Source organism: Kitasatospora sp. NPDC059803, assembly GCF_042732255.1.
Taxonomy (GTDB): Bacteria; Actinomycetota; Actinomycetes; order Streptomycetales; family Streptomycetaceae; genus Kitasatospora.
The window spans coordinates 29,736-41,134 of the sequence record NZ_JBHWIJ010000045.1 but is presented as its reverse complement, the minus strand read 5'-3'; the positions used below and the strand labels follow the sequence as shown (position 1 = coordinate 41,134).

The 11,399-nt window shown below is 73.9% G+C and carries 9 protein-coding genes, 1 tRNA gene and 1 pseudogene; 2 read left to right on the top strand and 9 right to left on the bottom strand.

The window, feature by feature from the left end:
• A pseudogene (locus tag ACFV6I_RS10640) lies at positions 1-532 on the bottom strand (arginine--tRNA ligase); the annotation flags it as partial.
• Between the two features lie 84 nt (positions 533-616).
• Positions 617-1,036 carry a response regulator gene (locus ACFV6I_RS10635; protein WP_380424423.1) on the bottom strand — a complete coding sequence of 140 codons (420 nt, stop codon included), beginning with the start codon at positions 1,034-1,036 and terminating at the stop codon, positions 617-619.
• A gap of 197 nt (positions 1,037-1,233) precedes the next feature.
• On the opposite strand from ACFV6I_RS10635, the gene ACFV6I_RS10630 reads away from it, so the two are divergent.
• Positions 1,234-1,305 (top strand) — tRNA-Arg (locus tag ACFV6I_RS10630).
• A gap of 109 nt (positions 1,306-1,414) precedes the next feature.
• Here the strand turns inward: ACFV6I_RS10630 and ACFV6I_RS10625 are convergent.
• The 4 genes from ACFV6I_RS10625 to ACFV6I_RS10610 all read right to left on the bottom strand — a co-directional run bounded on the left by ACFV6I_RS10625 (position 1,415) and on the right by ACFV6I_RS10610 (position 6,983).
• The gene (locus tag ACFV6I_RS10625; protein WP_380424419.1) at positions 1,415-2,455 is read right to left on the bottom strand and encodes a trypsin-like serine peptidase; all 1,041 of its coding nucleotides are present in this window, start codon (positions 2,453-2,455) and stop codon (positions 1,415-1,417) included.
• 116 nt (positions 2,456-2,571) lie between these two features.
• Complete coding sequence (locus ACFV6I_RS10620) at positions 2,572-3,489, bottom strand: carbohydrate kinase family protein (RefSeq protein WP_380424417.1); 918 nt, start codon at positions 3,487-3,489, stop codon at positions 2,572-2,574.
• Between the two features lie 81 nt (positions 3,490-3,570).
• Positions 3,571-5,013 carry an MFS transporter gene (locus ACFV6I_RS10615; RefSeq protein ID WP_380424421.1) on the bottom strand — a complete coding sequence of 481 codons (1,443 nt, stop codon included), beginning with the start codon at positions 5,011-5,013 and terminating at the stop codon, positions 3,571-3,573.
• A 263-nt stretch (positions 5,014-5,276) separates the two neighbouring features.
• The gene (locus ACFV6I_RS10610; protein ID WP_380424415.1) at positions 5,277-6,983 is read right to left on the bottom strand and encodes a DUF885 domain-containing protein; all 1,707 of its coding nucleotides are present in this window, start codon (positions 6,981-6,983) and stop codon (positions 5,277-5,279) included.
• A gap of 162 nt (positions 6,984-7,145) precedes the next feature.
• Between ACFV6I_RS10610 and ACFV6I_RS10605 the strand changes: the two genes are divergently transcribed.
• Positions 7,146-7,901 (top strand): TetR/AcrR family transcriptional regulator, encoded by a 756-nt coding sequence (locus ACFV6I_RS10605; protein WP_079135626.1) that lies wholly within the window; start codon positions 7,146-7,148, stop codon positions 7,899-7,901.
• A 52-nt stretch (positions 7,902-7,953) separates the two neighbouring features.
• Here ACFV6I_RS10605 and ACFV6I_RS10600 read toward each other — a convergent pair whose 3' ends face one another.
• From ACFV6I_RS10600 to ACFV6I_RS10590, 3 genes are all read right to left on the bottom strand, one after another.
• Positions 7,954-8,826, bottom strand: a complete 873-nt coding sequence (locus ACFV6I_RS10600; RefSeq protein ID WP_380424413.1) for a fumarylacetoacetate hydrolase family protein — start codon at positions 8,824-8,826, stop codon at positions 7,954-7,956.
• 207 nt (positions 8,827-9,033) lie between these two features.
• A complete protein-coding gene (locus ACFV6I_RS10595) occupies positions 9,034-10,242 on the bottom strand; it encodes a serine/threonine-protein kinase (RefSeq protein WP_363371862.1) in 1,209 nt (402 codons plus the stop codon).
• A gap of 98 nt (positions 10,243-10,340) precedes the next feature.
• Positions 10,341-11,324, bottom strand: a complete 984-nt coding sequence (locus tag ACFV6I_RS10590) for an ABC transporter substrate-binding protein (protein ID WP_380424411.1) — start codon at positions 11,322-11,324, stop codon at positions 10,341-10,343.
• Positions 11,325-11,399 lie beyond the last annotated feature (75 nt).

Here is an 11,399-nt window from a genome sequence, read left to right as displayed (position 1 = left end):
GCGATATTGTTTTCGCCCCCGCGGCGGCGTTTATCGTGTATTCGGGGGGGTCGGGGGGGGCCGCGGGCCCCCCCCCCCCGCCCCCCGCCGCCGCCCCCCCGGCGGCCCAGCGGACGCCGCCGATGTGGATCGGGCCGGTCGGGTTGGCGGAGACGAACTCCAGGTTGATCTTCAGGCCCTTGAGCGCCTCGTTGCGTCCGTAGGCCTCGCCCGTCTCGACGATGGTGCGCGCCAGCGCGCCCTGGGTCGCGGCGTCCATGGTGATGTTCAGGAAGCCCGGCCCGGCGATGTCGACCTTGGCGACGCCGGTGATCCCTCGCAGGCGGTCGGCCAGCAGTTCCGCCACGGCTCGCGGCGGGCGGCCGGCCGCCTTGGCGAGCTGGAGGGCCACGTTGATCGCGTAGTCGCCGTGGTCCCTGTTCTTGGGTCGCTCGACCGTCACGTGCTCGGGCACGGCGACGGTCAGCTCGCCCGCCTCGACGGCGGCGCTCACTGCGGCCTGGACTGCCTGGGAAAGCTCTGCGGGTGTCACGACGCCAAGCGTAGGCGAGACGGGGTACCCGCCCGCCACCCGGTTTGCCGGTCGGGACGCCCGCGGGCGCTCCCGTCAGCGGTGTCAGCCTCGATCCGTCCGCTCTGTTCGCTCAGGGCGAAACCCGCTCGGCTGTCCGCCCAGGGTCATCAGCCGCCGCACCAGCGCCACCAGATCGGCCGGGTCGAAGGGCTTGCCGAGGTAGCCGTCCACCCCGACGGCCTCCCCCAGGTCCAGATCGGCCGGGGTGCAGGCGCTCACGATCGCGATCGGCAGCCGGCTGGTCCCCGGGGCCGCGCGCAGCCGGGCCGCCGTCCGCAGGCCGTCCAGGCGCGGCATCATCACGTCCAGCGTCACCACGTCCGGCTTCACCCGGCGGACCACCTCCAGGCACTCGGCGCCGTCGGCGGCGGTCACCACCTCGAAGCCCTCAAGCTCCAGGTTGACCCTGATCAGCTGGCGGATCACCTCGCTGTCGTCCACCACGAGGACCCGCCCGGACACTCCCGACACCTCACCGAGGGTATCGGCGCCCCCGCCGCCCCGTCCGGCCTTTGGGCACTTCCACCGCCCCCGCCGCCCGCCGCCGACGCACCCCGCACCCGCTCCTGCTCCCCCGCCGCAAACCCGTGCACGGACCACGCCCGGAGCCTGGTAGTGTTCTTCACGTCGGAGGCCGAAACGCCGACGACATCGAGCAGGCCCCCGTAGCTCAGGGGATAGAGCACCGCCCTCCGGAGGCGGGTGCGTAGGTTCGAATCCTACCGGGGGCACTTCGCAAGAAGTGCAACTGAGGCCCAGATCAGTGGAGTTGATCCACAGATCTGGGCCTTCGTCATGTCCGGGCCCGGTCGGCGGCGCGCGCTGCGGGCCCGACCGGGCTCAGGACGAGGTGCCCTCGACCTGGGAGACCAGCCCGGCGATGGTGTGGTCGAAGTAGGCGCTGTAGGACACGTCGTCGCTGTCGCCGCCCTGCTGGTAGCCGCCGATGGCGCCGACCACGTCACCGGTGGCGACGTTGATCCAGGGGCCGCCACTGGTGCCGGACGGGTAGGCGGGGCAGTCGATGACGCGCTGGTAGGTGCTCTGCCGGCCGGTGGTGTTGGTGCACAGGAGGGGCTCCTCGGCGTCGCCGGGGTAGCCGTAGAGGCGGACGGTGGCGCCGAAGGGCTCGTCGGCGCCGAGCCGGTTGCCGCCGACCACGTCCTCGACGTTGCGGCCGTTGTTCGGGGCCGTCTCCAGGATGGCGAAGTCCTCGTCCTGGTCGCCCTTCTGGGACCAGCCGGTGGTGGTGTGGACCGCGGTGACCTGCCAGCTGCCGTACGGGGCGGAGCCGTCCCGGTAGCCGGGGACGAAGGTGACGCCGCCGGCGCTGCCGAGGCAGTGCGCGGCGGTCAGCAGCAGGTTGCCGCCGGGGCTGTGCAGCACGCTGGCGGTGCAGAAGTGGTTGCCGGCCGCCGCGGCGCCGCTGAACAGCGCGCCCACGGTGGCCGCTTCGGGGGTGGCGGCGGCGGTGGCGGTGGTGCCGAGGACGACGCCGCGGGTGTCGGGGGTGGCCGGCGCGGAGGGCGTCGGGGTGGCCGCCGGGGTGCTGCCCGGGTCGGCGCTCGCGCCGGCGCCCGCACTGTCGGTCGGGCCGCCCGTCGGGCCGTCCGTCGGGGCGGCGGAGGGGCTGTCGGTCGGAGCGGGGGCGTCGACCGGTGCGGGTGCGGCGGGCGCCTCGGATGCGGGCGCGGTCGCGGCCGGCGCGACGGCGGCCCGGGAGCTGCGGGCCGCCTTCCCGGCGGCCGTCGCGTCGGACAGGCTCAGCCCGTGCGTGCCGGTGACCACGGCGGCCACCACCACCGCCGAGAGCGCGGTGAACAGGGTCGGCCCCAGAAGGCTGCGGCGGCGGCGCGACGTCGGGCGGCTGTGCTGACCCATGTCTGTCTCTCCTGCCAGTGATCGACGGCTTCCCGGGGGCTGCGTGCGATCAACGACTATGCCGCTTCAGCCTGGAAAGGTCGTTACCGACGGCTGGGATATCCATGAGAAAAAGCTCACCCGTCGGCGCGTAAGCGGTTCAGCGCGCTCCCCAGTTCCTCGGCTCCGATGAAGGCGGTGTGCGTCCCGGCGACGGTGCAGGTGAAGGCACCGGCGACCGAGCCGGCCCGGGCGCACTCCAGCGGCGGGCGGCCCCGGAACCAGGAGGCGAGGAAGCCCGCGACGAAGGCGTCCCCGGCGCCGTTGGTGTCCACCACCGGGCGGCCCGGGTCGACGGCCGGGAGGTGGTGCACCTCGTCGTCGTCGCGGGTGAGCAGGTAGCAGCCGTCGGCGCCCGCGGTGGCGGTGACGACACCGGCGCGGCCCTCGGCGAGGATCGCGCGCATCACCTGCTCGTGCCGGCCGCGGCAGCCGGCCACCGAGAGGAACACCAGGTCCGAGCCGAGCGCGTAGTCGCGGTGGTGCGGGTTGCTGCCGTCCCAGTCGTGCAGGTCGGTGGAGGTGGTGCGGCCGAGCCGGTGGAGGTCGGCGTACATGTCCCGGTTGACGCCGGTGATGGAGAGGTGGACGTGCCGGCTGCGCCGCGCGTACGGCAGGTAGAACTCGGGCGGCAGCCGCAGGTCGGCGGGGTGGCGGCCGTCGAAGAAGGAGAACCGGCGGCCGGCGGCGTCCACCAGGTTGACCCCGCGCGGGGTGCCGTGCGGGCTCACCAGGTGCGCGAAGTGCAGGCCGTGGCGCTCGTAGGAGGCGCGGACCAGGGCGCCCTGCGGGTCGTCGCCGAGGAAGTCGAGGAAGGCGGTGCGCAGGCCGAGGCGGTGGGCGCCGAGGGCGACGCCGTTGCCGGTGTGGCCGACGTAGTCGCGGACGGGTCCGACGAACAGCGAGTCGCCGGGCGGGACCTCCAGCCGGTCCACCCGGACGATGGTGTCGACGCCGGAGCCGCCGACGACGAGCAGGTCGAACTCGGGCAGCACGACGGCGCCTCCTTGGTCCCTGGACGGTGGCCAGGAGTCAAGCAGGCGCCGGAGGTTGGCTGCAAGGTCTTGCTGAAAATTTCAGGGTTCTCGTCGGGGCTCTGCCGGGACGGCCGGGTGGGCCCCCGCCTGCACCTCGACCGGGGCGACGGTCGTCACGGCGGGCGCCGGCCGGTGGTCGATCACCCGGAAGGCGATCAGCGCGGCCAGCAGCAGGACGCCCGTCGACACCCAGTTCGCGACCACGTAGCCGTGCACCGTGGCCTGGGCCCGCACCGCCGGCGACGAGGCGATCCGGGTGGCCAGGAACGACGCGGTGGCACTGGCCGCGACCGTGTTCAGCAGCGCCGTGCCGAACGAACCACCCACCTGCTGGGCCGAGTTGATGGTGGCCGAGGCCGCGCCCGCCTCGCGCGGGGAGACCCCGAGGGTGGCCAGGTTCATCGACGGCATGAAGACCAGGCCCATGCCGGAGCCGAGCAGCAGTTCGGCGGGCAGCACCGTGCCGGCCCACGGGCTGTCCACCGTCATCCGGGTCAGCCAGGCCATGCCGGCCGCGGCGAGCAGCAGCCCGGGGCAGACCAGGTTCCGGGTCGGCACCCTGGTCATCAGCCGGGCCGCGAAGCCGGTCGAGCTGAGCACGATGGCGGCCGTCATGGGCAGGAAGGAGACGCCCGACAGCACCGGCGAGAAGTGCTTGATGACCTGGAGGTAGTAGGTGAGGAAGAGGAACAGGCCGAACATGCCGATCATGGCCAGGCCGACCGAGAGGGCGGCGCCGCCGCGGTTGCGGTCGGCGACGATGTGCAGCGGCAGCAGCGGGTGCGCGGTGCGCCTCTCGACCAGGACGAACACCGCGAGCAGCGCCAGGCCGAGGGCCAGCGAGCCGAGCACCAGCCCGTCGCCCCAGGTCCGGGTGACGGCCTCGGAGGTGCCGAAGACGATCGCCAGCAGGCCGCCGCAGCCGAGCAGCGCGCCGGGCAGGTCGAGCCGGACCCGGCGCCCCCTGGCGGCGTGGTCGCGCTCCAGGAGGCCGGTGGCCGCGAGGGCCGCGGCGGCGGCGATCGGGACGTTGACGAACAGGCACCAGCGCCAGTCCAGGTACTCGGTCAGCAGCCCGCCCAGGATCAGGCCGAGCGCGGAGCCGCCGGCGGCGATCGCGCCGAAGACGCCGAAGGCCGTACTGCGCTCCCTGGGGTCCGTGAAGGTGGTGGAGAGCAGTCCCAGGGCCGAGGGGGCGAGCAGGGCGCTGAACCCGCCCTGGAGGGCGCGGGCGCCGAAGAGCATGGCCGGGCCGTCCGCCGAGCCGCCGAGGGCGGAGGCGGCGGCGAAACCCAGCAGGCCGACGGTGAAGACGCGTTTGCGGCCGAAGAGGTCGCCCAGCCGTCCGCCGAGCAGCAGCAGGCCGCCGAAGGCGAGCGTGTAGGCGGTGATCACCCACTGCCGGTCGGCGTCGGAGATGCCCAGGTCCCGCTGGGCCGACGGCAGCGCGATGTTCACGATGGTGACGTCGAGGACGATCATGAGCTGGGCGACGGCGATGACCGCCAGCGCCCACCAGCGGCGGCTGTCCGCGTTCTCATGACCGGTGGCGGTTCGCGCAGACACTGGTCAGCCTTCCGGAGGGGTACGGAGGGGTCACGCAGTCGGGGAAGTCACGCAGTCGCCTTCAAGCGAAGCTCCCGCACGGACGGATGGCAAGGAAAAACCTCACCAAATCGACCTTTTCGGGCCAAAGGACCAGCGGCCCCGGGACTCGCGGACGAGACCCGGGGCCGGCGGCCGCCCTACAGTGCGGACAGCTCCTCGACCAGGTCGTCCAGCCCCAGCGAGCCCTGCGAGAGCGCCGCCATGTGCCAGGCCTTGAGGTCGAACTCCTCGCCGCGCGCCTCGTGCGCCGCCCGCGCCGCCGCCCGGCCGCGCAGCCAGGCGCGCTCGCCCAGCTTGTAGCCGATCGCCTGGCCGGGCATGCCCAGGTAGCGGACCAGCTCGCTGTCCAGGTAGTCGGGGGTCAGGCCGCAGTACCGGCCGAAGAACTCCCGGGCCGCCTCCGGACTGACCGGCTCGCCCGGCAGGTACGGGGAGTCGGCCGGGAAGTCCAGGCCCGCGTGCATGCCGATGTCGACGATCACCCGCAGCGCGCGCATCATCTGCGCGTTGAGGTAGCCGAGGCGGTGGCCCGGGTCGGTGAGGTAGCCGAGCTCGTCCATCAGGCGCTCGGCGTACAGCGCCCAGCCCTCCAGGTTGGCGCTCACCCCGCCCAGGCTGACCTGGTAGGTGGAGAGCCGGTCCGCGACGTAGTTCCACTGCGCGAGCTGCAGGTGGTGGCCCGGGACGCCCTCGTGGTACCAGGTGGAGACCAGGTCCCAGACCGGGAAGCGCTCCCGGCCGAGCGCCGGCAGCCAGGTCCGCCCGGGACGGCTGAAGTCCAGCGAGGGCGCGCTGTAGTACGGCGCGGCCGCACTGCCGGGCGGGGCGATCCTCGACTCGACCCGGGTGATCGGCTCGGCCAGGTCGAAGTGGGTGCCCTGGAGGTCCCGGACCGCCTGGTCCATCAGCTCCTGGAGGTACACCCGGGTGGCCTCGGCGCCTTCCACGGCCGGGCCGTCCGCCTCCAGCCACTTCATCGCCGCCATCGGGCCGGCGCCGGGGCGGACCTTCTCGGCCTCGGCCTCCATCTGCGCGAGCAGGTCGCGGAACTCGCCCCAGGCCCATGCGTAGGCCTCGTCCAGGTCCAGGTCGGAGCCGGTCCAGAAGCGGACGAAGCGGCGGTAGCGCTCGCGGCCGGTGGTGTCGGAGGTGTCGGCGGCGGCCGGGCCGTAGACGTCGCGCAGCCAGTCGCGCAGGGCGGCCAACGCCTCCCCGGCGGCCAGCGCGGGCCCGGACAGCTCGGCGCGCAGGCCCTCCGGCGCGCCCTGGACGAACACGCCGAACCAGCCGCCGGGCACGTCCCCCTCCAGCCACTCGCCGAGCTGCCCGACCACGGTGGCCACCTGGCGCGGGCCGGACAGCAGGCCGCGCTCGATGCCGGCGGCCAGCGTCTCCCGGTACTGCGCCAGCGCGAGCGGCACGCGGGCCAGCCGGCGGCCGACCACCTGCCACTCGGCCTCGGTGTCCGTCCCCATCAGAGTGAAGACGTCCCGGACCTCGTGCACCGGGGAGCCCAGGTTGCGCACCGCGCGGAAGTTCTCCCCGGCCTCGTGGACGGCGAGGGAGGCGGTCAGCCGCTCGCGCAGCAGGCGGGCGCAGCGGCGCTCCGCCTCGTCCTGCGCGGCGTCGGAGCGTTCGGCCTCGGCGAGGGCCGCCAGGGTGCGGCGGCCGAGGTCGGCGATCGCCTCGGCACCGGCCGGCGAGAGGTCGGGCAACCGGTCGTCCTCGGGGCTGAACCCCAGGTAGACCGCGGTCAGCGGGTCGAGTTCGGCCAGGGCCCGGACGTAACCGTCGGCGACGCGGCGCGGGGTGGTGGCGTCGGAGGTGATCAGTTCTTCAACCATTCGGACATCATGGCGCGGCGGGGGCCGATTGCAAGCCTTTACCGGGCGATCGGTGACATGCACCGGCCGACCGCCGCCGGGCGGACCCACGCAAACACACGTTCGGGAAACCGCCGCGCGCGACAGGATCCGATCGGGCCCACGCCCATTACGCTGACCGCCATGGAAGCCCGCCCCGCCACGGCAACCGACCAGGTGCCCGCCCCGGCCGCACCCGGCCCCCGCCCGCGCCGCACCGGCTACCGGCGGCTGCCGGTGCAGCAGCGCCGCGAACAGCTGATCGCGGTCGCCCTGGAACTGTTCGCCGCCCGGCCGCCCGAGGAGGTGGGCCTGGACGACGTCGCCGAGGCCGCCGGGGCCTCCCGCCCGCTGGTCTACCGCTACTTCGCGGGCGGCAAGCAGCAGTTGTACGAGGCCGCGCTGCGCAGCGCTGCCGACGAGCTGACCAGCCGCTTCACCGTCCCGCTGGCCGGGACCCCGTCCGAGCAGCTGGCAGCCGTCCTGGACGGCTACTTCGCCTTCGTGGCCGAGCACGACGCCGGCTACTCGGCGTTGCTGCGCGGCGGTTCGGTGGTGGAGACGGCCCGCACCTCGGCGATCGTCGACGACGTCCGGCGGGCGGCGCTCAAGCGGACCCTGCGGCACCTCGGCGTGCGGGAGGCCGGGCCCCGGCTGACACTGCTGGTGCGCTCGTGGATCGCGGTGGTCGAGGGCGCGTCGCTGACCTGGCTGGACGAGGGGCGCACGCTGCCGGTGGACGAGCTGCGCGACTGGCTGGTGGACCAGTTCACGGCGATGGCGGCGGCGACCGCGCTGCACGACCCGCAGACCGCGCAGGTGCTGGCCGTGCTGCTCGCGCTGGAGGGGCCGCAGGCGTCGCGGGCCGAGCGGCTGCGCGAGGTGCTGGCGGCCCGGTGACCCGACCCCCGGGCCCGGGGTCGGGGCGGCCGGTGCCGCGCCGGCGGGGTTGTCAGGGAGTGTCAGGCACGCCCTGCGCCTTGCCGAGGACCTGCCGCTGGCGGCCGAGGCCCTCGATCTCGATCTCGACGATGTCGCCCGGGGCCAGGAACGGCGTGCCGGGGTGGCCCAGGGTGACGCCGGCCGGGGTGCCGGTGACGATCACGTCGCCCGGCTCCAGGACCATGAACTGGCTGACGTAACGGACCAGTTCGAGCACCGGGAAGATCATCTTGCCGGTGTTGCCGTCCTGCCGCAGCCCGCCGTTGACCCACAGCCGCAGCGGCAGCTGCTGCGGGTCGGCCACCTCGTCCGCGGTGACCAGCCAGGGCCCCAGCGGGGTGAAGGTCTCCGCCGACTTGCCCTTGTCCCACTGGCCGCCGCGCTCGAACTGGAAGGCCCGTTCGGTGACGTCGTTGGCGATCGTGTAGCCGGCGATCACCGCCGCGGCCTCCTCGTGCCCGGCCAGGTAGCGGGCGGTGCGGCCGATCACGACGGCCAGCTCGGCCTCGTAGTCGGTCTTCTCGCCGCCACGCGGCACCAGCACCTCGTCGTACGGGCCGACCACGGTGCAGCTCGGCTTGAGGAAGATCACCGGCTCGTCCGGGGGCGCGACCCCGGCCTCGGCGGCGTGGTCGCGGTAGTTGAGCCCGATGCCGACCACCTTGCCCGGGCGCGCGACCGGCGCGCCCACCCGCTGCCCGGCGAGGTCCACCCGGGGCAGCGCCCCGGCGGCCACGTCCCGCGCCAGGGCGGCGGTGTCCAGCCCGGCCAGGAAGGCCCCGTCAATGTCCCGGGCACGCCCGGAGAGGTCGTACCCGATGCCGTCCTGGCCCAGCACGACCGGGCGCTCGGCGCCCGGGGGTCCGACGCGGAGGAGCTTCATCGATCCGTCACCAGCCTTTTCGTCGCAGCTCACCGGGGCGGCCGAAGACACCGCACCCGACTCTGGCAACGAGGTATATCAACGCCACCGGCCGTGAACCAGACCGTCCCGGTGGGCGGATTCCTCTCAATTCCCGCAGTCGCCGCAGACGCCGAATCAGCGGCCCGCACGGTTGACAGCCTCCCGCCCGTACGGCGCCGAGGGCCCTCAGCCGCCCTGCGGACCGCCGCCGAGCAGGCCGGCCAGGCTCAGCGCCCGCGGCCGGCCCGGCCCGCTCCGGGCGGCCTCCCGGTGCCAGCGGTCGAGGTCGCGCAGCGCGTCGGCCCGGACGTCCGGTTCGGCGGCCGGCTCCGCGGCCAACTCGCGCAGCAGCGCGACGGCGGCGCCCGGGCTGCCGTCCTGGGCCAGCCACAGGGCCAGGTCGTGGCAGGTGCGCAGGGTGCGCGGGTCGGCCGGGCCGCAGATCCGGGCGAGGTCGGGGATGAGCGCGGTGAGCATCTCGACGGCCTCCCCGGGGGCGCCCTGCGCGCCGCGTAGCCAGGCCTGGTCGGCCCGGCGGCGCAGCTGCTCCGGGCTGGGGTCGTCCGGGCGGAGCACCCCGGGCCGGATCCGGCGCAGCCGTTCCAGCACCTCGGCGGCGGTGGCCGGCCGGTCCGCGGGCCGTTTGGCGAGCAGCCCGGCGACCAGGTCGGCCAGCGCCGGATCGGTGCTGCGCACCCGGGGCGGGGTCTCCTCCAGGTGCTTGTACATGTACTCGGCGGCCGAGGAGGCGCGGAACGGGCGCCGCCCGGTGCAGAGTTCGTACAGCATGACGCCGAGCGCGTAGAGGTCGGCCCGGCCGTCCACGGCGGCGCCGGACCAGCACTCGGGCGCCAGGTACGGGACGGTGCCGACCACGCTGCCGGTGGAGGTGAGCACCGCGGACTGGGTGAGCAGCCGGGCGATGCCGAAGTCCAGCACCTTGGCCTTGCCGCCCGCGTCGACCATCACGTTCTCGGGCTTGATGTCGCGGTGGACGACGCCCGAGCGGTGCGCGGCGTCCAGCGCCTTGCAGACCTGGCGCATCCACTTCAGCGCGGCCTCCTGGTCCGGGACACCGTCCTTGAGGATGTCGGACAGGGCCCGGCCGCGGACCAGTTCCAGCACCAGGTAGTGGGTCCCCCCGGTGGCGGTCGCGACCAGGCCGTAGTCGTACACGGTCACGATGTGCGGATTGGAGAGGCCGCCGGCCGTACGGGCCTCGCGGACGAACCGCCCGACGGCCTCCCGGTCGGCGGCGTGCTCCGCCAGCAGCAGCTTGACCGCGACCTCGCGGTCGAGCCGCTGGTCGGTCGCCTTCCAGACCACCCCGAAGCCGCCCCTGCCCAGCCACTCGTCCAGCCGGTACCGGCCGTCGAGCACCTCCCCCTGCTGCATGTCCTCCCCCAAGTCCGCCGTGTCCGGGCGGTGTTCGCCGTCGGATCGGAGGGGTCACCATAGCGGCGGGGGGCGGCGAACGGGTGAACGGACGGGCCCTACGGCTTGGGCAGCCCGGGCGGGTTGACCTCGGAGGTCGGCACCGCCTCGTTGTCCAGGCCCCAGCGCTTGAGCACCTGACCGTAACTGCCGTTCCTGATCACCTCGTTCAGCGCCCCGTTGAGCGCCTGGACCAGCCCGCTGCCCTTGCGGGTGGTCGCGGCGATCTTGCCGAGGACGTCCGCGCCGCCGCCCGAGTAGGTGCCGACGATCTCGGTCTCGCCGGTCTGCGCGACGTGGAAGGCCAGGTTGGGATTGGGGCCGACGTAGGCGTCGATCCGGCCGGAGGAGAGCGCCAGGTAGAACTCGGCGCCCTGGAAGTACTTGATGTCGATCGGCTTGAGGCCGTTCCTGGTGTTCTCCTCGCTCCAGGAGATCAGCAGCTTCTCCTGGTTGGTGCCGGAGGAGACGCCCACCGACCTGCCCGCCAGGTCCTTGGCGCCGGTGACCTTGAGGCCGCTGCCCTTCCTGGCCTCGAAGCCGAGGACGTCCAGCCGGTAGGTGGCGAAGTCGTACTTCTCCTTGCGCGCCTCGGTGACGGTGATGTTGGAGAGGCCGACGTCGTACTTGCCGCTGTCCAGGCCGACGAAGATGTTCTCCCAGGAGACCGGGTTGAACTCGACCTTGAGGCCGAGCACGTTGCCGACCAGGGTGGCGATGTCCGGCTCGACGCCGATGATGGTCCTGTCGTCGTTGGCGTAGAAGTCCAGCGGCGGGGTGGTGCCGAGGGAGTCGACGACGGCCAGGGTCCCTCTCCTCCTGATCTCCTCCGGGACGAGCGCCGCGATCGCGTCGACCTTGGCCGTGGTCACCCGGTTCTGGTCGGCCGTCAGGTTCACCACGGCGCCGTTCGGCGCGGTGCTGCCCTTGGCCGGGGCGAGTTCCGCCGTGGCCCCCGAGGACGCGCCGCCGCAGGCGGTCAGGGCGAGGGCGGCGGCGAGCGCGCCGGCGGCGGTCACGAGGGCGCGGCGGGGTAGGGGCATGGCGGAACTCCTGCTCGGTGAAGGGGGTTTCGGTGCGGCGGGAAGGGCTGGAGGCCCTCGGTTCAGGGCACCTCG